Source organism: Enterobacter sp. RIT418, from assembly GCF_003057745.1.
Classification (GTDB): Bacteria; Pseudomonadota; Gammaproteobacteria; order Enterobacterales; family Enterobacteriaceae; genus Enterobacter.
This window is the reverse complement of sequence record NZ_QBJD02000005.1, coordinates 69,150-90,733: the sequence shown is the minus strand read 5'-3', so window position 1 is coordinate 90,733 and position 21,584 is coordinate 69,150. Positions and strand designations below refer to the sequence as shown.

21 protein-coding genes are annotated in these 21,584 nt (G+C 48.3%); 9 read left to right on the top strand and 12 right to left on the bottom strand.

Translation table 11 applies throughout. The annotated features are described in order from the left end of the window. The first annotated feature begins 10 nt into the window (after window positions 1–10). From hisG to hisIE, 8 genes are read left to right on the top strand one after another with little or no spacing between them, the layout of a single operon-like run. The gene (hisG, locus tag DBY73_RS07145) at window positions 11–910 is read left to right on the top strand and encodes an ATP phosphoribosyltransferase (protein ID WP_112010490.1); all 900 of its coding nucleotides are present in this window, start codon (window positions 11–13) and stop codon (window positions 908–910) included. Between the two features lie 5 nt (window positions 911–915). Continuing rightward, the gene (gene hisD, locus DBY73_RS07140; protein ID WP_112010489.1) at window positions 916–2,220 is read left to right on the top strand and encodes a histidinol dehydrogenase; all 1,305 of its coding nucleotides are present in this window, start codon (window positions 916–918) and stop codon (window positions 2,218–2,220) included. Continuing rightward, window positions 2,217–3,278 (top strand): histidinol-phosphate transaminase, encoded by a 1,062-nt coding sequence (gene hisC, locus DBY73_RS07135; protein WP_112010488.1) that lies wholly within the window; start codon window positions 2,217–2,219, stop codon window positions 3,276–3,278. Before hisD ends, hisC begins: the two co-directional genes overlap by 4 nt. Further along, on the top strand, window positions 3,275–4,342 hold the full coding sequence (gene hisB / locus DBY73_RS07130) for a bifunctional histidinol-phosphatase/imidazoleglycerol-phosphate dehydratase HisB (RefSeq protein ID WP_112010487.1): 1,068 nt from the start codon (window positions 3,275–3,277) through the stop codon (window positions 4,340–4,342). Before hisC ends, hisB begins: the two co-directional genes overlap by 4 nt. Continuing rightward, on the top strand, window positions 4,342–4,932 hold the full coding sequence (gene hisH, locus DBY73_RS07125) for an imidazole glycerol phosphate synthase subunit HisH (RefSeq protein ID WP_112010486.1): 591 nt from the start codon (window positions 4,342–4,344) through the stop codon (window positions 4,930–4,932). Before hisB ends, hisH begins: the two co-directional genes overlap by 1 nt. Then, complete coding sequence (gene hisA / locus DBY73_RS07120; RefSeq protein WP_112010485.1) at window positions 4,932–5,669, top strand: 1-(5-phosphoribosyl)-5-[(5-phosphoribosylamino)methylideneamino]imidazole-4-carboxamide isomerase; 738 nt, start codon at window positions 4,932–4,934, stop codon at window positions 5,667–5,669. Before hisH ends, hisA begins: the two co-directional genes overlap by 1 nt. Further along, window positions 5,651–6,427: an imidazole glycerol phosphate synthase subunit HisF gene (hisF, locus tag DBY73_RS07115; protein ID WP_112010484.1), complete on the top strand. Its 777-nt coding sequence runs from the start codon at window positions 5,651–5,653 to the stop codon at window positions 6,425–6,427. The genes hisA and hisF overlap by 19 nt, the downstream gene beginning before the upstream one ends. Further along, complete coding sequence (hisIE, locus tag DBY73_RS07110) at window positions 6,421–7,032, top strand: bifunctional phosphoribosyl-AMP cyclohydrolase/phosphoribosyl-ATP diphosphatase HisIE (RefSeq protein WP_112010483.1); 612 nt, start codon at window positions 6,421–6,423, stop codon at window positions 7,030–7,032. Before hisF ends, hisIE begins: the two co-directional genes overlap by 7 nt. 39 nt (window positions 7,033–7,071) lie before the next feature. Here hisIE and wzzB read toward each other — a convergent pair whose 3' ends face one another. Beyond that, complete coding sequence (wzzB, locus tag DBY73_RS07105; RefSeq protein WP_112010482.1) at window positions 7,072–8,052, bottom strand: LPS O-antigen chain length determinant protein WzzB; 981 nt, start codon at window positions 8,050–8,052, stop codon at window positions 7,072–7,074. Between the two features lie 187 nt (window positions 8,053–8,239). On the opposite strand from wzzB, the gene DBY73_RS07100 reads away from it, so the two are divergent. Next, entirely contained in the window at window positions 8,240–9,244 is a 1,005-nt protein-coding gene (locus tag DBY73_RS07100) for an NAD-dependent epimerase (RefSeq protein WP_112010481.1), read from the top strand. A 52-nt stretch (window positions 9,245–9,296) separates the two neighbouring features. Here the strand turns inward: DBY73_RS07100 and ugd are convergent, their stop codons facing one another. From ugd to DBY73_RS07045, 11 genes are all read right to left on the bottom strand, one after another. Next, window positions 9,297–10,463, bottom strand: a complete 1,167-nt coding sequence (gene ugd, locus DBY73_RS07095) for a UDP-glucose 6-dehydrogenase (RefSeq protein WP_112010480.1) — start codon at window positions 10,461–10,463, stop codon at window positions 9,297–9,299. Window positions 10,464–10,714: 251 nt separating this feature from the next. Continuing rightward, window positions 10,715–11,596, bottom strand: a complete 882-nt coding sequence (rfbA, locus tag DBY73_RS07090) for a glucose-1-phosphate thymidylyltransferase RfbA (protein WP_112010479.1) — start codon at window positions 11,594–11,596, stop codon at window positions 10,715–10,717. Further along, entirely contained in the window at window positions 11,593–12,681 is a 1,089-nt protein-coding gene (gene rfbB / locus DBY73_RS07085; protein WP_112010478.1) for a dTDP-glucose 4,6-dehydratase, read from the bottom strand. The genes rfbA and rfbB overlap by 4 nt, the downstream gene beginning before the upstream one ends. Before the next feature lie 91 nt (window positions 12,682–12,772). Further along, the gene (gene gndA, locus DBY73_RS07080; protein WP_112010477.1) at window positions 12,773–14,179 is read right to left on the bottom strand and encodes an NADP-dependent phosphogluconate dehydrogenase; all 1,407 of its coding nucleotides are present in this window, start codon (window positions 14,177–14,179) and stop codon (window positions 12,773–12,775) included. Window positions 14,180–14,321: 142 nt separating this feature from the next. Then, window positions 14,322–15,317 carry a UDP-glucose 4-epimerase GalE gene (gene galE, locus DBY73_RS07075; RefSeq protein ID WP_112010476.1) on the bottom strand — a complete coding sequence of 332 codons (996 nt, stop codon included), beginning with the start codon at window positions 15,315–15,317 and terminating at the stop codon, window positions 14,322–14,324. Window positions 15,318–15,355: 38 nt separating this feature from the next. Continuing rightward, window positions 15,356–16,090 carry a glycosyltransferase family 2 protein gene (locus DBY73_RS07070; protein ID WP_112010475.1) on the bottom strand — a complete coding sequence of 245 codons (735 nt, stop codon included), beginning with the start codon at window positions 16,088–16,090 and terminating at the stop codon, window positions 15,356–15,358. 11 nt (window positions 16,091–16,101) lie between these two features. After that, entirely contained in the window at window positions 16,102–17,364 is a 1,263-nt protein-coding gene (locus DBY73_RS07065; RefSeq protein ID WP_112010474.1) for an FAD-dependent oxidoreductase, read from the bottom strand. Continuing rightward, window positions 17,361–18,149 carry a glycosyltransferase family A protein gene (locus tag DBY73_RS07060; RefSeq protein ID WP_181573204.1) on the bottom strand — a complete coding sequence of 263 codons (789 nt, stop codon included), beginning with the start codon at window positions 18,147–18,149 and terminating at the stop codon, window positions 17,361–17,363. The genes DBY73_RS07065 and DBY73_RS07060 overlap by 4 nt, the downstream gene beginning before the upstream one ends. An 8-nt stretch (window positions 18,150–18,157) precedes the next feature. Further along, entirely contained in the window at window positions 18,158–19,258 is a 1,101-nt protein-coding gene (locus tag DBY73_RS07055; RefSeq protein WP_181573203.1) for an O-antigen ligase family protein, read from the bottom strand. Between the two features lie 37 nt (window positions 19,259–19,295). Next, a complete protein-coding gene (locus DBY73_RS07050) occupies window positions 19,296–20,504 on the bottom strand; it encodes an oligosaccharide flippase family protein (protein ID WP_181573202.1) in 1,209 nt (402 codons plus the stop codon). After that, a complete protein-coding gene (locus tag DBY73_RS07045) occupies window positions 20,494–21,549 on the bottom strand; it encodes a polysialyltransferase family glycosyltransferase (RefSeq protein ID WP_112010470.1) in 1,056 nt (351 codons plus the stop codon). The genes DBY73_RS07050 and DBY73_RS07045 overlap by 11 nt, the downstream gene beginning before the upstream one ends. Window positions 21,550–21,584: the final 35 nt, after the last annotated feature.

Sequence of the window (21,584 nt, the reverse complement as noted above, 5' to 3'; positions counted from 1 at the left end):
GGAATAAAGAATGTTAGATAACTCACGTTTGCGCATAGCTATTCAAAAATCAGGCCGTCTGAGTGACGATTCACGCGAGCTGCTGGCCCGCTGCGGGATTAAAATCAACCTGCACACCCAGCGCCTGATTGCGCTGGCGGAAAACATGCCTATCGATATTCTGCGCGTTCGTGATGACGATATCCCGGGCCTGGTGATGGACGGCGTGGTTGACCTTGGCATCATCGGCGAAAACGTGCTGGAAGAAGAGCTGCTGACCCGCCGGGCCCAGGGCGAAGACCCGCGCTATTTTACCCTGCGCCGTCTCGATTTCGGCGGCTGCCGCCTGTCGCTTGCCACCCCGGCAGACGAAGCCTGGGACGGCCCGGCAGCGCTGAACGGCAAGCGAATCGCCACCTCCTACCCCCACCTGCTGAAGCGTTACCTCGATCAGAAAGGCGTGCAGTTCAAATCCTGCCTGCTTAACGGCTCCGTTGAAGTGGCACCGCGCGCAGGGCTGGCTGACGCCATCTGCGATCTGGTGTCAACCGGCGCAACGCTGGAAGCCAACGGCCTGCGCGAAGTAGAAGTTATTTATCGCTCAAAAGCGTGCCTGATTCAGCGCGACGGTGAGATGGACGATGCCAAACAGCAGCTTATTGACCGCCTGTTGACCCGCATTCAGGGCGTGATTCAGGCGCGCGAATCCAAATACATCATGATGCACGCGCCAACCGAACGCCTGGACGAAGTGATTGCCCTGCTGCCGGGCGCCGAGCGCCCGACCATTCTGCCGCTGGCGGGCGATCAGCAGCGCGTGGCGATGCACATGGTCAGCAGCGAAACCCTGTTCTGGGAAACCATGGAAAAGCTCAAGGAGCTGGGCGCCAGCTCCATTCTGGTGCTGCCCATTGAGAAGATGATGGAGTAATCGCCATGACCTTTAACACCCTCATCGACTGGAATAGCTGCACCGAAGAGCAGCAGCGTGAATTACTGATGCGCCCGGCAATTTCAGCCTCGGAAAGCATCACCCGCACCGTCGCCGAAATTATGGAGAACGTTAAGCGCCGCGGCGATGACGCGCTGCGCGAATACAGCGCAAAGTTTGATAAAACCGAGGTCGACGCGTTAAGGGTCACCGAGCGGGAGATTGCCGAAGCGGAAGGCCGCCTCGGCGATGAGATCAAGCGGGCGATGGCCGTGGCGGTTAAAAATATTGAAACCTTCCACACCGCGCAGCAACTGCCCGCGGTAGACGTGGAGACGATGCCCGGCGTGCGCTGCCAGCAGGTGACGCGTCCGGTGGCTTCCGTCGGCCTTTACATTCCGGGCGGGTCGGCCCCGCTTTTCTCTACCGTATTAATGCTGGCGACTCCGGCGCGCATTGCCGGCTGTCAGAAAGTGGTGCTCTGCTCACCGCCGCCGATTGCCGATGAGATCCTCTATGCCGCGAAGCTCTGCGGCGTGCAGGAGATATTCAATGTTGGCGGCGCGCAGGCCATCTCGGCGCTGGCCTTCGGCACCGAGTCCGTGCCGAAGGTAGATAAAATCTTTGGGCCGGGCAATGCCTTTGTTACCGAAGCAAAGCGTCAGGTCAGCCAGCGGCTGGACGGCGCGGCGATCGATATGCCCGCCGGGCCGTCCGAAGTGCTGGTGATTGCCGACAGCGGCGCAACCCCCGACTTCGTGGCCTCCGACCTGCTTTCACAGGCGGAGCACGGCCCGGACTCGCAGGTGATTTTGCTGACGCCGGACGCCGCAATGGCAAAGCGCGTGGGCGAAGCGGTCGAGCGGCAGCTTGCCGATTTGCCCCGTGCAGAGACGGCGCGCCAGGCGCTCTCTGCCAGCCGCCTGATCGTGACCCGCGACCTTGAGCAGTGTATTGCCATCTCTAATCAGTACGGTCCTGAACACCTGATTATTCAGACCCGCCGCGCGCGGGATCTGGTGGATAGCATCACCAGCGCGGGCTCGGTGTTCCTCGGCGACTGGTCGCCGGAGTCTGCGGGAGATTACGCCTCCGGCACAAACCACGTTCTGCCGACCTACGGCTACACCGCGACCTGTTCGAGCCTGGGGCTGGCCGATTTCCAGAAACGCATGACCGTGCAGGAGCTTTCCCGTGAAGGCTTTGCCTCGCTCGCGGCCACCATTGAAACGCTGGCCGCCGCCGAGCGCCTGACCGCCCACAAAAACGCCGTGACGCTGCGCGTCGCCGCCCTGAAGGAGCAAGCATGAACATTGAAGAATTAGCCCGCGAAAACGTTCGTCGACTGACTCCGTATCAGTCAGCTCGCCGTCTCGGCGGCAGCGGCGACGTCTGGCTAAACGCCAACGAATACCCCACCGCGGTGCAGTTTGAGCTTTCGCAGCAGACGCTGAACCGCTATCCGGAGTGTCAGCCGAAAGCGGTGATCGAAAACTATGCGCAGTATGCGGGCGTGAAGCCGGAGCAGGTGCTGGTCAGCCGCGGCGCGGATGAAGGGATCGAGTTGCTGATCCGCGCGTTCTGCGAGCCGGGCAAAGATGCGGTGATGTACTGCCAGCCAACCTACGGCATGTACAGCGTCAGCGCGGAAACCTTCGGCGTTGCCTGCCGCAACGTGCAGGCGCTGGACGACTGGCAGCTGGATTTACAGGGCATTGCCGACAGCCTTGACGGCGTGAAGGTTGTCTTCGTCTGTAGCCCCAACAACCCGACCGGGCAAATTATCAATCCGCAGGATATTCGCACGCTGCTGGAGATGACGCGCGGCAAGGCGCTGGTGGTGGCCGACGAAGCCTATATCGAATTTTGCCCTCAGGCCACGCTGGCGGGCTGGCTTGAGGAATACCCGCACCTGGTGATTTTACGCACGCTGTCCAAAGCCTTTGCGCTCGCCGGCCTGCGCTGCGGCTTTACGCTGGCGAATAAAGAGGTCATTGACCTGCTGCTGAAGGTGATCGCCCCCTACCCGCTCTCAACGCCGGTTGCGGACATTGCGGCACAGGCGCTGACACCTCAGGGGATCAACGCGATGCGCGAGCGCGTGGCAAACATTCTGCAGGAACGCCAGTACCTGGTCAGCGCGCTGAAGGCGATTCCCTGCGTGGAGCAGGTGTTTGATTCCGAAACCAACTACATCCTGGCGCGCTTTACGGCCTCCAGCGCCGTATTTAAATCTTTGTGGGATCAGGGCATTATCTTACGAGACCAGAATAAACAACCATCCTTAAGCGGCTGCCTGCGCATTACCGTAGGCACGCGCGAAGAGAGCCAGCGCGTGATTGACGCCCTGAAAGCGGAGAAAGTATGAGCCAGAAGTACCTCTTTATCGATCGTGACGGCACGATTATTTCGGAGCCACCCAGCGATTTTCAGGTCGATCGCTTCGACAAGCTGGCGTTTGAAGCGGACGCGATCCCGGTATTGCTGAAGCTGCAGAAAGCGGGCTTTAAGCTGGTGATGATCACCAACCAGGACGGCCTCGGCACGGCGAGCTTCCCGCAGGCGGACTTTGACGGTCCGCACAACCTGATGATGCAGATCCTCACCTCTCAGGGCGTGAAGTTTGACGAGGTACTGATTTGCCCGCATATGCCTGCCGACGAGTGCGACTGCCGCAAGCCGAAGGTGAAGCTCGTTGAGCGCTATCTTGCCGACGAGGCGCTGGACAAAGCCAACAGCTACGTCATCGGCGACCGCGCCACCGACATGACGCTCGCAGAAAATATGGGCATTGCGGGCCTGCGCTACGACGCACGCGATCTGAACTGGGCGAAAATCGGCGAGCAGCTCACCAGGCGCGACCGCTACTCCCACGTGGAGCGTAATACCAAAGAGACGCAGATTGACGTGAAGGTCTGGCTGGACCGCGAAGGCGGCAGCAAGATCCACACCGGCGTGGGCTTCTTCGACCACATGCTGGACCAAATCGCCACCCACGGCGGCTTCCGCATGGAGATTACGGTGAAAGGCGATCTCTACATTGACGACCACCACACCGTGGAAGATACCGGCCTGGCGCTGGGCGAGGCGCTCAAGCTGGCGCTGGGCGACAAGCGCGGCATTAACCGCTTTGGCTTCGTTCTGCCGATGGACGAATGCCTGGCGCGCTGCGCGATGGATATCTCCGGGCGTCCGCACCTGGAATACAAAGCCGATTTTACCTACCAGCGCGTAGGCGATCTGAGTACCGAAATGGTGGAGCACTTCTTCCGCTCGTTGACCTATACCATGGGCCTGACGCTGCACCTGAAAACCAAAGGCAAAAACGATCACCACCGCGTGGAGAGCCTGTTTAAAGCCTTCGGCCGCACCCTGCGCCAGGCGATTCGCGTGGAAGGTGACGCCCTGCCCTCGTCAAAAGGAGTGCTGTGATGAACGTGGTGATTCTGGATACCGGATGCGCCAACCTCAACTCGGTGAAATCGGCCATTGCCCGCCACGGCTACGAGCCCGCGGTGAGCCGCGACCCGGACGTGGTGCTGCGCGCGGATAAGCTCTTTCTGCCGGGCGTAGGAACGGCGCAGGCGGCGATGGACCAAATTCGCGAGCGCGAGCTGGTCGATTTAATCAAGGCCTGCACCCAGCCGGTGCTGGGAATTTGCCTCGGCATGCAGCTTCTTGGCCGCCGCAGCGAAGAATCTAACGGCGTCGACCTGCTTGGCATTATTGAAGAGGACGTGCCGAAAATGACGGACCACGGCCTGCCGCTGCCGCACATGGGCTGGAACCGCGTCTACCCGAAGGCGGGCGACCGCCTGTTTCGCGGCATTGAGGACGGCAGCTATTTTTACTTTGTGCACAGCTATGCCATGCCGGTTAACGCGTACACCATCGCCCAGTGCAACTACGGTGAAGCGTTTACCGCGGCGGTACAGAAAGATAACTTCTTTGGCGTGCAGTTTCACCCGGAACGCTCCGGCGCCGCAGGCGCGCAGCTGCTGAAAAACTTCCTGGAGATGTGATGATTATTCCCGCACTGGATTTAATTGACGGCACGGTTGTTCGTCTCCATCAGGGCGATTACGGCCAGCAGCGCGACTACGGCAATGATCCGCTGCCGCGCCTGCAGGATTACGCGGCCCAGGGTGCGGACGTTCTGCACCTGGTCGACCTCACGGGGGCAAAAGATCCGGCGAAGCGCCAGATCCCGCTGCTCAAAAAACTGGTCGCCGGCGTGAATGTTCCCGTCCAGGTTGGGGGCGGCGTACGGACGGAAGAGGACGTTGCGGCCCTGCTGGACGCGGGCGTGGCGCGCGTGGTGGTAGGTTCTACCGCCGTAAAAGATCCTGAAACGGTAAAAGGCTGGTTCCGCCGCTTTGGCGCAGACGCGCTGGTGCTGGCGCTGGACGTACGTATTGACGAACTGGGCAACAAGCAGGTTGCCGTCAGCGGCTGGCAGGAAAACTCCGGCGTAACCCTTGAGGCGCTGGTTGATATTTACCTGCCGGTTGGCCTGAAGCACGTGCTGTGCACCGATATTTCGCGAGACGGGACGCTGGCCGGTTCGAACGTTTCGTTATATGAAGAAGTCTGCGCGCGCTATCCGCAGGTGTCGTTTCAGTCGTCCGGGGGCATCGGCGGACTGGCGGATATTGCCGCCCTGCGCGGAACCGGCGTGCGCGGCGTGATCGTTGGGCGCGCTTTACTTGAAGAAAAATTTACGGTGACGGAGGCGATTCAATGCTGGCAAAACGGATAATCCCGTGTCTGGACGTGCGTGACGGCCAGGTGGTGAAAGGCGTGCAGTTCCGCAACCATGAAATCATCGGCGACATCGTTCCGCTGGCAAAGCGCTATGCCGATGAGGGCGCAGACGAGCTGGTATTTTATGATATCACCGCCTCCAGCGACGGGCGCGTGGTGGACAAAAGCTGGGTGGCGCGCGTCGCCGAGGTGATTGATATTCCCTTCTGCGTGGCGGGCGGGATCAAATCCGCCGAAGACGCGGCCAAAATACTCTCATTTGGCGCTGACAAAATTTCCATCAACTCGCCCGCCCTCGCCGACCCGGAGCTGATTACCCGTCTGGCGGATCGCTTCGGCGTACAGTGCATCGTGGTCGGTATCGACACCTGGTTTGACGACGCAACCGGCAAATACCACGTCAATCAGTACACCGGCGATGAGAGCCGTACCCGCGTCACCCAGTGGGAAACGCTGGACTGGGTAAAAGAAGTGCAAAAGCGCGGCGCGGGGGAGATCGTATTGAACATGATGAACCAGGACGGCGTGCGTAATGGCTACGATCTCGAACAGTTGAAGAAGGTGCGCGCGGCGTGCAGCGTGCCGCTGATTGCCTCCGGCGGCGCGGGCACGATGGAACACTTTCTTGAAGCCTTCCGGGACGCGAACGTTGACGGCGCGCTGGCGGCGTCCGTGTTCCACAAGCAGATTATCAATATTGGTGAGTTAAAAACGTTCCTGGCCGACCAGGGCGTGGAGATCAGGGTATGTTAACAGAGCAACAACGGGCGCAGCTGGACTGGGAAAAAACGGACGGATTGCTGCCGGTGGTCGTACAGCACGCCGTTTCCGGCGAGGTGCTGATGCTGGGATATATGAATCAGGACGCGCTGGCGAAAACCCTTGATAGCGGAAAAGTGACGTTCTTCTCACGCACGAAGCAGCGCCTGTGGACCAAGGGCGAAACCTCGGGCCATTTCCTCAACGCGGTCAGTATTACGCCAGACTGCGATAACGACACCCTGCTCGTGCTGGCAAATCCTGTTGGCCCAACGTGCCATAAGGGCACCAGCAGCTGCTTTGGCGAAGCGGGCCACCAGTGGCTGTTCCTGTATCAGCTGGAACAGCTGCTGGCCGAGCGTAAAACCGCAGATCCCGCCAGCTCTTATACGGCGAAGCTTTACGCCAGCGGCACCAAGCGTATTGCGCAGAAAGTGGGTGAGGAAGGCGTTGAAACCGCCCTGGCCGCCACCGTGCACGACCGGGAAGAGCTGACGAATGAGGCATCCGATTTGATGTACCACCTGCTGGTGCTGCTGCAGGATCAGGAGCTGGACCTGACGGCGGTAATTGAGAATTTGCGAAAACGTCACCAATAAAAAAGGCCGGGGAGACCCGGCCCTTTTTTTATTTAAGCATTACGCTTTTGGCGTGTAGTTGCGCAAAGCGTTACGCCCCAGAATGACGCCAGAACCGATAATCCCGCCAAGCAGCGCGGCCAGGATCAGCGTAATGGCCTTTTTCGGGCTGTCGCGACGAATAGGTAAATCCGGCTTCATCACGTAGCGATAAACGTGAAGCGTATCGGGCTCAACGTTTAAATTCTGAATATCCAGCAAAGACTGCTTGGTCTGGTAATAGGCCGGGGAGAAAACCAGCGGGCGAGACGCTTCGTTGTCAATCATCGATTTCAACGCTTCGCTTCCGAGCAGGAACAGGGTTTCCTGAGTGACGTCCTGCGTCTGCTGAAGCCGCGGAGAGGTAATTTTCGCAGCCTCGGCATTTTTCAGCGCTTCGGTGATTTGCTTGATGCGCAGATCTTTCTGCTCCTGCGCGACTTTCTCCTGGTTTTCCAGCGAGTCATCGAGAGTCTTTATCTGCTGCTTGATGTTGTCCTTCAGGTCAACGATCAGCTCTTTTGCCGTTTGTTCATCAACCTGCTGAATGTATTGCGCGAGCTGTTTCTGCGCCGCTTCCGCGGACTCACTGGTATAGGAGACGTTAAGCGGCAGCGGCTGCCCCTTAACGGCAGGTTCAATCACCAGCTTTTCCGGAACGTCCTGATTTTCTAGCGCCTGCGATAACGCCGAGAACGACGCATTAAAACGACCGATTACGCGGTTTTGAATATCCAGCATGCCCGGCGCAGCAGTGCCGTACAAAATATTTAGCGCGTTGCTGTACGTTGCAACCTGCGCGGCATCCGGCTGGGCGATGATGGCCGTTGACGTCCACTTCTCTTTGGCAACCGCCAGGTATGCGACCGCAAGAACAATAAACACGGCGACAAATGCACCGATTACCCACTTCCCACGCCACAGCTGCAGCACTAAATCAAGTAAATCAATCTGCTCCGGGTCATTGCTTCGCGTGACCGGGCTATTGTCGTTCTGCGTCATACAATCCTTAACAGCAAAAAAAGCGCAAAAAAAATTTATCTGCACAGTTTATCGTTTACTGGGGATTTTTCTATAAGAATCCGATTAGTTGTATCGGAAAGATGGGTTAGGCAACCGTTGCGCGTCGCGCTATCATGGACGCAGTCTGGTGCGCAGAGGCACCCGCAAGAATTTGATAAGGATTAATATGAAATTTTTGGTTACAGGTGCAGCGGGCTTTATCGGCTCTCAGGTTAGTAAACGGCTTCTCGAGGCCGGACACAGGGTTGTTGGGATTGATAATCTGAATGACTACTACGACGTCAATCTTAAGCTGGCACGTCTGGATCTGCTTAAATCCGACAATTTCACCTTCCACAAGCTGGATCTCGCCGACCGCGAGGGGATGGCCGCGCTGTTTGCTGAAGAGAAGTTTGACCGCGTGATCCACCTTGCCGCACAGGCGGGGGTTCGCTACTCGCTGGAAAACCCCCATGCCTATGCCGACGCCAACTTGGTGGGTCACCTCAACGTGCTGGAAGGCTGCCGCCACAATAAGGTTCAGCACCTGCTGTACGCCTCTTCCAGCTCCGTGTACGGCCTGAACCGCAAGATGCCGTTCTCGACGGATGACGCCGTAGACCACCCGGTTTCACTTTACGCTGCGACCAAAAAAGCCAACGAGCTGATGTCGCACACTTACTCGCACCTTTACAACCTGCCGACCACCGGCCTGCGATTCTTCACCGTGTATGGTCCGTGGGGCCGCCCGGATATGGCGCTTTTTAAATTCACCAAAGCGATGATTGAAGGCAAGCGCATCGACGTCTATAACTACGGCAAGATGAAGCGCGACTTCACCTACATCGACGATATCGCAGAGGCAATTATTCGCCTGCAGGATGTTATTCCCCAGACGGATGCCAGCTGGACCGTGGAAACGGGGTCACCCGCTGCCAGCTCTGCGCCGTACCGCGTGTACAACATCGGCAACAGCTCGCCTGTCGAACTGATGGATTACATCACCGCCCTGGAAGAGGCGCTTGGCAAAAAGGCCGAGAAAAATATGATGCCTGTTCAGCCGGGCGACGTGCTGGAAACCAGTGCTGATACGTCAGCGCTTTACGAGGTGATCGGGTTTAAACCGCAAACTACCGTGAAGGACGGAGTGAAGAACTTCGTGGACTGGTACCGCGATTTCTACAAGGTATAAAACAAAAAACCCGGCAAATGAGCCGGGTTTTTTATGAACTTAAAACCGAGTATCAATCGCTGCCAAACAGATCGCGGGTATACACTTTGTCCGCCACGTCCGCCAGCTCTTCCGCCATGCGGTTAGAAATGATGACGTCCGCCTCTTTCTTGAACGCATCCAGGTCGCGAATCACGCGGGAATGGAAGAACTCATCTTCCTGCATCGCCGGTTCAAAAATGATGACCTGCACGCCCTTCGCCTTAATACGCTTCATGATCCCCTGAATGGAGGAGGCGCGGAAGTTATCTGAACCGCTCTTCATGATCAGACGGTACACGCCCACGACCTTCGGCTGGCGCGCGAGAATCGAGTCGGAGATAAAATCTTTACGCGTGCGGTTAGCATCCACAATCGCGGAGATCAGGTTGTTTGGCACCGCCTGATAGTTGGCCAGCAGCTGCTTGGTGTCTTTTGGCAGGCAGTAGCCGCCGTAGCCGAAGGACGGGTTGTTGTAGTGATTGCCGATGCGCGGATCGAGGCATACGCCTTCAATGATCTGGCGCGTGTTCAGGCCCAGGCTTTCCGCATAGCTGTCCAGCTCGTTAAAGTATGCGACGCGCATGGCCAGATAGGTGTTGGCGAAAAGCTTAATCGCCTCGGCCTCGGTGGAATCCGTAAACAGCACGGGAATGTCCTGCTTGATGGCGCCTTCCTGGAGCAGCGCGGCAAAACGCTCGGCGCGCGCCGAGCGTTCGCCAATTACGATGCGGGAAGGGTGCAGGTTATCGTATAACGCCCTGCCCTCGCGCAGAAACTCCGGCGAGAAGAAGACATTGTCAATACCCAGCTCTTCTTTGATCGATTTGGTGAAACCGACGGGAATCGTAGACTTGATCACCATTACCGCGTTTGGATTGATCGCCACGACGTCTTTGATAACCGCTTCAACGGTCGAGGTATTGAAGTAGTTGGTTTTCGGGTCGTAATCGGTCGGCGTGGCGATGATGACGTAGTCCGCATCGCGATAGGCATCTTCTTTATCGGTAGTTGCGCGGAAATTCAGCGGCTTGTTCGAAAGATATTCCTGAATCTCTTTGTCAATAATCGGGGATTGCTTCTGGTTGAGCATGTCCACTTTGGCCTGCACGATATCGAGCGCAACGACTTCATGGTTCTGCGCAATCAGAATGCCGTTTGATAGGCCAACGTAGCCCGTTCCGGAGATGGTTATTTTCATTCGTTCAACTTCTTCGAGTTTGAGAGTCTGGCGATCCCGACAAGATCACCATAAGAATTAACTGCAGGTTTTTTATCGCTTATAAGGATTGGGTGTCAAGATGAATACCGTAAGCGAAGTTGTGGTTTAACTTAATAAGATAAACCTGCCGGACTCGATAGCGATTGCGCGAACCAAGCTACCATGCGGTCTTACGGGGCTTCTGCAAATAAGCGTAGCCCCGAAAAGAAATAGCACTGCTGTAGTTCAAATCAGACTAATCCCTTGGTCAGATTTAACAGGTATTGTCCATATCCCGTCTTGCTAAGAGGCTCTGCAAGCTTACGAAGCTGATCCGCATCAATAAAGCCTCGGCGGTAAGCAATCTCTTCGGGACAAGAGACCTTTAAGCCCTGACGTTCTTCAATGGTAGCAATAAAATTGCTCGCCTCAATCATGCTCTGGTGCGTCCCGGTATCAAGCCACGCGTAGCCGCGCCTCATCATTGCAACGGACAATCGGCCCTGTTGCATATAGAGGCGGTTTATATCGGTAATTTCCAGCTCTCCGCGTTCTGATGGGCGCAGGCTTTTCGCCATCTCGATCACGTCGTTATCATAAAAATAGAGGCCGGTAATGGCATAGTTGCTTTTGGGCTGCTTTGGTTTTTCTTCAAGCCCAATCGCCGTGCCTTCTTTGTCGAACTCAACGACGCCGTAGCGTTCAGGATCGCTCACGTGGTAAGCGAAAACCGTCGCGCCCTCTTCCTGACAGGCAGCGCTCTCAAGCAGCCTCGGCAAGTCGTGTCCATAGAAAATGTTATCGCCAAGCACCAGGGCACAGTTGTCCTCACCGATGAACTCTTCCCCGAGAATAAAGGCCTGTGCCAGCCCGTCAGGACTTGGCTGCACTTTATACTGCAGGCGCAGCCCCCACTGGGAGCCATCACCAAGCAGCTGCTCAAAGCGAGGGGTGTCCTGCGGCGTGCTGATGATCAGGATATCCCGAATCCCAGCAAGCATTAGGGTTGAGAGCGGATAATAGATCATGGGCTTGTCATAGATTGGCAGCAGCTGCTTGCTGACCGCCATCGTGACGGGGTAGAGCCGCGTTCCTGAGCCCCCGGCCAGTATAATCCCCTTACGCTTGGTCATTTATCACGCTCCCCATAATTCTGCTCAATCCAACTTTTATAGGCGCCACTTTTGACATTAGAAACCCATTCCGAATGGTTCAAATACCACTCCACGGTTTTACGTATTCCACTCTCGAAGGTTTCCTGCGGCGTCCACCCCAACTCGCTACCGATCTTATGGGAATCTATTGCATAGCGGCGATCGTGACCGGGCCTGTCGGCCACAAAGGTAATTTGTTCTCGATAGGAACCGGCTTTAGGCACAATCTCATCAAGCAAATCGCAGATGGTGTGAACAACTTCAATGTTCTTTTTCTCATTATACCCGCCGATATTATAGGTTTCGCCAACCTGGCCCGTTGTTAACACGGTATATAGCGCACGAGCATGATCTTCCACATAGAGCCAGTCGCGGATCTGGTCCCCTTTGCCGTATATTGGCAGCGGCTTGTCATCAAGCGCGTTTAAGATGACAAGCGGAATAAGCTTTTCAGGGAAGTGATAAGGCCCGTAATTATTTGAACAGTTGGTCACCATGCCCGGTAGCCCATATGTTCGAATCCAGGCTCGCACTAAATGGTCGCTAGACGCTTTTGACGCTGAATATGGGCTGCTTGGCGCATAAGCCGTGTCCTCCGTAAAGAGGGGGAGCGCTTCCGTCCCGTCGGAGTCATCTGGATGAGGTAAATCACCATAGACTTCATCGGTTGAAATATGATGGAAACGGAACGCGCCTTTAGCAACATCGTCCAGCGCAGACCAGTACGCACGGCTAGTCTCCACAAGAACATAGGTGCCAACAATATTGGTTTCGATAAACGCTGCGGGGCCAGTGATAGATCGATCAACGTGACTTTCTGCGGCCAGATGCATCACCGCATCTGGCTGATGCGTCGCGAAAATACGTTCCATCGCGGCTTTATCGCAGATATCAGCGTGTTCAAAAAAATAGCGTTCGCTGGCGCTCACCTCACTCAATGATTCCAAATTACCGGCATAGGTCAATTTATCAACGTTAACAACGCTATCCTGAGTATTGCTAATAATATGTCGTATAACCGCGGAGCCAATAAAACCGGCACCGCCAGTAACTAGAATTTTCACGCAGTCTATTCCGTTAAAGTGAGTTGAGTGGATTTTACAAGATAAAAAAGCCCGGTATCGCTACCGGGCTTTATGGAATGGCAGAATCAGATTAATCCAGCCATTCGGTGTGGAACACGCCTTCTTTATCAGTGCGCTTGTAGGTATGGGCACCGAAGTAGTCGCGCTGCGCCTGAATCAGGTTGGCAGGCAGAACGGCAGCACGGTAGCTGTCGTAGTACGCCACGGCTGCGGAGAAGGTCGGAACCGGAATACCATTTTGTACAGCGTAAGCTACCACATCACGCAGCGCCTGCTGGTATTCGTCGGCAATTTTCTTGAAGTACGGTGCCAGCAGCAGGTTTGCGATGCCTGCGTTTTCAGCGTAAGCATCGGTAATTTTCTGCAGGAACTGAGCGCGAATGATACAGCCCGCACGGAAGATTTTCGCGATTTCGCCGTAGTTCAGGTCCCAGTTGTTCTCGTCTGATGCGGCACGCAGCTGAGAGAAGCCCTGCGCATAAGAGACGATTTTACCCAGGTACAGTGCGCGACGGACTTTCTCAACGAACTCCGCTTTTTCACCAGCAGGTTTAGCCTGCGGGCCGGAGAGCACTTTGGAGGCCGCAACGCGCTGCTCTTTCAGGGAAGAGATGTAGCGAGCGAATACGGATTCGGTGATCAGAGACAGCGGCTCCCCCAGATCCAGAGAGCTCTGGCTGGTCCACTTACCGGTGCCTTTGTTCGCCGCTTCGTCCAGAATCACATCTACCAGGTATTTACCGTCTTCATCTTTCTTGGTGAAGATGTCTTTGGTGATGTCGATCAGGTAGCTATTCAGCTCGCCCTTGTTCCACTCGGTGAAGGTTTCAGCCAGCTCTTCGTTGGAGAGGTTCAGCCCGCCTTTCAGCAGTGAGTACGCTTCAGCGATCAGCTGCATGTCGCCGTATTCGATACCGTTATGAACCATCTTCACGTAGTGGCCCGCACCGTCAGCACCGATATAGGTCACACAAGGTTCACCATCTTCCGCAACGGCTGCGATTTTGGTCAAAATTGGTGCGACCAGCTCATACGCTTCTTTCTGACCACCAGGCATAATGGATGGGCCTTTCAGCGCCCCCTCTTCACCACCGGAGACGCCGGTACCGATGAAGTTGAAGCCTTCAGCAGAAAGTTCGCGGTTACGACGAATGGTGTCCTGGAAGAAGGTGTTACCACCATCGATGATGATGTCGCCTTTATCGAGGTAAGGCTTCAGGGAGTCGATAGCTGCATCGGTGCCTGCGCCCGCTTTCACCATTAACAGGATACGGCGTGGCGTTTCCAGAGACTCAACGAACTCTTTCACCGTGTAGAATGGAACCAGCTTCTTGCCCGGATTCTCAGCAATCACTTCTTCGGTTTTTTCACGGGAGCGGTTGAAAACGGAGACGGTATAACCGCGGCTTTCGATGTTGAGCGCCAGGTTGCGCCCCATCACTGCCATACCGACAACGCCGATCTGTTGCTTGGACATTACATACTCCTGTCAGGTGTGGTCGCCGCGACTGTGCGCGGCTTGAAATGTTGCTGTAATGGTAACCTAGTCTGAAGCTTAATGGATAGTGGAAGATGCGTTATAAAAGCATCTATTGAAAATAGTACTGTAAGTATATTAGTTATTTTTTGAGCTGCCAATTCCAGGCATCAGTCATCATATCCTCAAGAGTTCTTTTTGCTTTCCATTTTAGCTCTTGCTCGGCTAAAGAAACATCAGCCCAACATTCACCTATATCACCTGCTCTCCGGTCACAGATTATATAATTGACACTTTTCTTGGTAACTTTTTCAAAGGTTCTTATTAGTTCTAATACTGAATAGCCATTGCCAGTACCCAAATTATACACGCGCATATTCGTTTTTGTTGTAGAGTTTTTTAAAGCGGCAAGATGTCCATCAGCCAAATCCATTACGTGAATAAAATCACGGACACCTGTGCCATCTTTTGTTGCGTAGTCATTACCAAAGATGGATAACACCTTCAACTCTCCACATGCAACACGAGTCAAATATGGAACTAAATTATTGGGTATTCCCTGAGGCGCCTCTCCTATCAATCCGGATGGATGAGCACCAACAGGATTAAAATATCTTAACAGCGTAACATTGAAGTCCTTATTAGAAAATGCAATATCCTGTAATATACGCTCAGCAAAAAATTTAGATGTTCCATAAGGGTTAGTTGTCCCTCCAACAGTACATTTTTCTGTTAAAGGTATGCTTTCAGGCTCTCCATAAACTGTAGCTGAAGAACTAAATATAATATTATTGACACCAGCACAAAGCATAGCTTCGACTAGAGTCAAAGTTCCTATGACATTGTTAGTGTAATAGTCAATTGGCTTTTCGATGGATTCACTAACGGACTTTAACCCCGCGAAATGAATCACATCTGAGATTAAGTGTTTTGAAAAGATTTTTCTAAGCAAATCTTTATTATTCACATCACCTTCATAAAAATGAAAATCTTGCCCTGATAAGTATTTTATTTTATCAATTACGTCAGATGATGAATTTGCAAAGTTATCTATAATAACAACTTCATAGCCAGAGGATAAAAGTTCAACTGCAGTATGCGAGCCGATATAACCGGCCCCTCCAGTGATCAAAATCATATTTTCTCCAATAAAACCACATTCAAACCCACTGAAAATTAATATCTTTTATTAATAGTAAGAAAAACATAACTCATCATCAAATAAGACAATTTAACAGGCTTAAAGCCAATTATTTTCTTAAGGATTTCATAATGCCAGCGTAAAGACTTAAATTTATTTGATGATAAAGAAGACTTTCTCACCCTATATTCTGCAAGAGGTAACTGAATCCCAACCGAGTCTGTATTTGACATAATATTTAGCCACATCAAATAATCCTCATGGCCAATTGTTTCTTGATATATTTTCCCTAAAGCATAAACATCATACAGCCCAGTTAAATTTCCAATTTCGTTATGTTTTAGCATGTCTTTTAACGAAACTAGTTTTTTACAATTGACTGTTGAGATTATGTTACCATCTTCGGTTATCCTGTTATAAGCAGTGTGACAGCAATGACAATTCGACCTCAATAGTGTATCAATTTGCGTCTGCAGCTTCGTTGGCTTCCACATATCGTCGCTATCTAAAAAAGCAATAAACTGGCCAGATGCACGTCTTATTCCTTCGTTCCGAGCCTCCGCAACTCCTGAGTTGTGAGTCATATTAATAGCGATAATTCGATGATCATCGTAAGTTCTGATAATATTTAAAGTATTATCAGTGGAACAATCATTGATAACGATCAACTCGAAGTTTTCATAGGTCTGTGCTAATACTGAATCAATTGATTTAGCAATGTAATCGCCTGAATTATATGCAGGCATTATAACCGAAACACATCCATCCATAATAAATCCAATTATATTTTTTCGGCGAGATTAATCGCATCAATCATAGAATCTTCGATAGAACAATATTTCCAGTCGCCATAACGACCAATTGTAAATATATCACTTTTTGCAAGTTCTTCTTTAATCACCTGCTTCGTTTCATTTAAATCGCTATCAATGTGAACGTATGCAGGATTCATCATTATAGGAATATAAGATATTAACTTATGGTCACTGATTATGCCAGATGCTCTTAAACCTGCTAGGGTTTTTTCAAGTTGTTCTTCAACATCGAATTTATCTTGATCTGCATAACCAATCTCAACGTATAAACTAAGGCGTTCATCGTTAAGAATGTTGTTATAGAAACCAACTCGGTAAAAGTTATAATCTTTTTCAGGGAAGTATGCCCAATGAATATCTGTGAAATCAGTATTCTTGTCGAATCCAAGATTAAGCACCAGTACTTTATTCCATGAAAGCCGTGCAACAACCCCACTATAATCAACATCAGTAATCATACTGAGAAACTTATTAAAAGGGATTGAATTAATTAGATACTTAAAATTCACTCTCCGTTTATTAGTTATTATATATTTTTCATTGACACATATTGAAAGAACTTTTTCCTCAAGGTGGATTATATCTTCTGGTAATTCTTGGGTTAGTGCATCAATAAATACTTTAGCACCTTTTTTAGGATACAAGAAATGAGAATTGTAACTCCCCTGATAATTCTCTTTAAAACCTTTAACAATTTGTTCAAAGTTTGCATAGGGAAAGAAACGCCCCATTGCATTTTGGTCTAATTTATTCAAATTGCATGCATATAACTTCTCGTTGTAAGGTTTGAGGAACATATCTGTAATCGACTTCCCAAACTTACCATAAAGCATATCTAAAAAAGAATTGTATTCATCTTTATCTTCTCTAAAATAGAGATCATAAAGACAATTAATAAAATCCTGCTTTTCTAATTGATGTATGTTTGCTTGGAACGGAAAATCCAGTACATTTTTTTTATAGAAAATTTTCGTGCATTTCTCTTTTATTACTAATTGTTCTGCCGAGATTTTTTCTTCAAAGAATTTTTTAATTTCTGAATTTGCAAAGTGAAAAAAGTGCCCAGCATAATCCCAAATATATCCATCCTGATAAATCGTTCTACAATATCCTCCTAATTCATTCTCTTTTTCAATGATTAACGTATCATCATTCTTATGTTTATTAGCAAACATTAAACCTGAAACACCCCCGCCTAAAACGAGATAATCACAGCTTGTAACTTTCATTTCATATCCTCTCGAATAAACTTTATAGAGCCAGTAAACATCTTTGATGTGAATTTTGGAATGCTGTATTTAGAAATATATTCTTTTCTTTTTTTCATGGCAAATACAAGGTTTAAAAACATACCTTTGACCCCAAACAATCTAACAAAAGCAGCACCTTTGGAACTGATTAAGCTATCATTAAAATCAGAACCGGAACTTTCCTTCGGATGTATAACAATTGGTATTGGAATATAAAGTATTTTCAATCCTTTATCTAAAGCATCTTTTAAAAAAATAATTTCATCATGCACTCTATACTTACTACCGAGCCCAAAATTGGTATCTAACCGCAAGTTATTTTTGAGAATCGAATCACGTTTGAAAACAATTTCTATCGAAGCACACCGAAGAATTGAGCGCCAGTTATGCCATTGTTTATTTTTAAGGTATCCATCATTAAACAATGCTCCGTCTGGTGTTTTTATTTGGAATGTAATTATATCGGCCTCAGGGTTTTCATGGAATGCATTTCTGATGATCTCTTCAGCATTATCAACGTAGCCAACGTCATCATCCGCGATAACACAAATATCGCCCGTCGCATTTTCAATAGCCATATTTCGACTATTAGAAGAGCCTCTTTCATTACACGAAAGCATCGTGACGTTGTTGTAAATTTCCTTCCCAATAAAATCACTTTGATTAATTAAAAGAACAGGTAGATTTGTGTTTTTATAATCCCAATCAATTTCACTCACAGATTTTCTGTGCATGGTTGCCATTAAAATTTGTATGCTGTCCATTAACATTCCTAAATATTGAAAATTTTAGATTTCTCTTGCCCTTTGGCATTGAAAAAAAACACAGGTAAAGATAAAAAGATTAAAGAGTACAAATATGCATCCCATGACTGGAAAAAGAATAAAATATCAGTACCACCTCTGGCGATAAAGCATAGTAGAAAACTGAAAAGTAGATATTCTCGCATGCAAAATAGTCTTATTAGCGCCCAAAGAAGAAAATAAAAAATTATTAATGAAAAAAGCCCCAAATTTGAATAAAGACGAATGAAACTATTATGTGGATTATCCGTACCATTAGCTAAAAAACTACAAGTATTACTTGCGAAATAATCTAGACCTAATAATAGAGAAAAAGAATCGAATTTGTCATAATAGCATTTGATGACATCAAAACGACCAGTGTCCGATAACTCACCTGCCGATAAACGACGAACAACCCCGAGTGAATTATACAGATAGTCATATATTTCTGTAGTATAATTTAATATTACAATAGGTAATATAATTAAAACTCCAGATACCAGTACGAAAGATGTTTTTCTATACTTGTTTGCATTACAACATATATAGAACATTAAAACCAAAGAAAATGAAATAAATGCTGAACGACTATTGCTAAAGAGTATAATCAATGAAACTAGGACCAGAAACATTACTTTTAATTTGTTACTGGCGGTAGATATAACTACGCAATAAAAAGAGAAAATACCAAGAACAGAAATATAGTTTCGGCTGGATGATAAAAAAAGTGCTGTATTTAAATCCCATCCCATGATTATAGCATAACCACAGTAGCAAACAGAAAATGTACAAAATGCTAGTGCCGGCCATTTTAATTCATGCCTATGTAAACTAATAAGTCCAGCAAAGAGTGGCATTGTCACAGCAAAAGCGATATCACCGAATTTAAACTTTAAACTTAGTAGAGTCGTTAGTGTAGAAAACACAGCTAATAATATAATAAAAAACCAACCGTTACGACTTAAATATGGATAAATATAGAAAATTGAAAATGCTCCCAAAAGCATATTTAAGAATTGAAACGCAATCAATCCTGAATAAACATAGGAAAACTGGCATGCAAAAAATAAATAAAATAAAATTATCACACCATATTTCGACTTTGATGAATGTATGGTACTTTCGTTATGCATCGCGAGTTAGCCTACTAAAAGTCAAAATTGAAAGAATCACTGATACTATAGACGAAATCATAAGTGCATAAGGGACGTTGAATAGTGCCGAATTTGTATTTAGAATGCACCACAAAAAAGTCAAATGTGTAAGCGATGATATACTTGTCATTAAGAGAATTAATTTTGTTCTTCCTCTAATAAAAGCTATGTTCATCAATAAAATACTCAAAAACACTAGCGGATAGCTAAAGAAGTAAATTCTGGACATATATTGAGCTGAAATATATCTTGAATCAAAAAAGACATTCAAAATATATGGTGTCGCAATTGAAAGAATCACAATAACAAATGTGAAAAATAAAACCACTGACAAAGTAAATTTAAGGAATTGCCTTATTTTATTTTCATTTAGTAAGCGCATCGTAAAAGGCATAATAGCTTGATTTAGCGAAAGCATAAATATGTTTGCAATCATTGCGAATTGATAGCTTACACCGAATAATGCAAGACTTGAAACTCCAAAGAAGTGAGCAACATAAAATCTGTCAGCACCGAATCGTACAAAATTCATCAATCCATTAGGGAGTAATGGAATGGTAAACCGAATGAATGTAGAAAATTCATGCTTCGAAATAGTAGCATCCGATTTAAACTCTTTTAATAAAGAACGAAGGGACCATAAACAAAGCATTAATGCAGGTAAAAGTAAGGCAATTAATCGATTAGTTAAATTTTTTTCATTAAACGTAAAAGCTCCAATGGTGAGTAACACGCTTAATGAAATATTCAAAAATAATATTATTGATGCGGTCACCGTTTTTAGTTGCAATCTAAATGTTAGTGTTCTTATTTGAATAATACACATTGAGAATGCATATATTGGTGCAATTGCAAGCCAGAGAGATTGATTCAAAAGAATTAAAATAAAGAATGCAATCAAACTAATTATAGCTGATATTTTAATACCTAATATTAGTTTTCTTGAAAACTCATTCCTCTCCAGACCATTGTACATAGAAGCACACCAACCATCTAAACCAAACAAAATGAGGAGGGTAAGCAATCCAACATAAGTATTAAAAAGTTCTAAGTTACCAAGATCTACTACGGACAACATATGTGTAAGATAGGGCAAAAACAGAAATGGTATAGCCTTATTAATAATATCGAAAAAAAGATATGTCCCTGTATGCTTTAAAATAGCCTTATTAATCTTCAATTTGAAATGCCTCAACAAAATCTTCCCAACCATCGAAGTAGCTTTTGTTAAAATATTCCAATGGGATTAATTGTTTTTGCCTTAATGCTAAAGAATGCTCTTCAGAATTTATTGAACTCGAACAAAGGGCAACACAATAAATAAACTGCCCATCCAAAACATACTTGAGTAATTCAACAGGAAAATCTTTCGAAATAACGCGCGCATTAGGAATTTTATATTCTTTCTCTTTAGGGTGAAATTTGATATAAACCTCATAACCTTTATTCAGAAACTTCAGCGCAAGCTTACTATAAAGCTCAACTTTATCTTTCGTACAACATATTCCAACATCATCAATAGGCTGAGTTAAAATCAAACATGACCTGCTATTGTCAAATGATGAAAGCCCCTGAAGTTCGAAGCTATCTATCAACCGCGCTCTATTAGTGACATCCAACGATATAAGTAACGAAGATATAGTTAATTTATCTGCTTTCTTCCTAACCCTTTTCGGTAATAACTCCGGTGATTCTACTTCAAGGGATGCAACCCATTTTTCTTCCCCCCAAACCTGGCCAAAGGGAGATAACCCCCAAAATAACCGGACAGCGGCTTTTAAGGGATGTAAGGGTTGTATAACATAATTAGATAATCCATCCTCTCTAAGTATAATCTTTTGACTGACACTTCTTACTACTTTAGATGTGAAGGGTCCAGAATGATAGATGTATGTGGTATTGTATTTTCGTTTAGCTAAAAAATGAGGGACCCATTTACCACAACCGAAATAAAATCGGCCATCTTTAATGGAAAAATTTCGCCTGATAATTCCAGGTATATTTTTCTGAATAGGGCAAAAGTCGTTAATTAACTCGTATTCTTTGATAAAGAAAAATTCAATCGTTTCAAAATTAGTTATCAATCGTTCTTGCCTTTCAAAAGAAAGGTCTTGATAATCAAGAAGGAATATGATCGTGGTTTTTCTTTTTGTTATTACTGCATCACAAATTGATATTAATAACTGTCTGAGTGTAATACAAACATGCAGTGCATTATCTTTCATGCCTGAACCTTAATAGCTTTTTATTCAAATTCCAA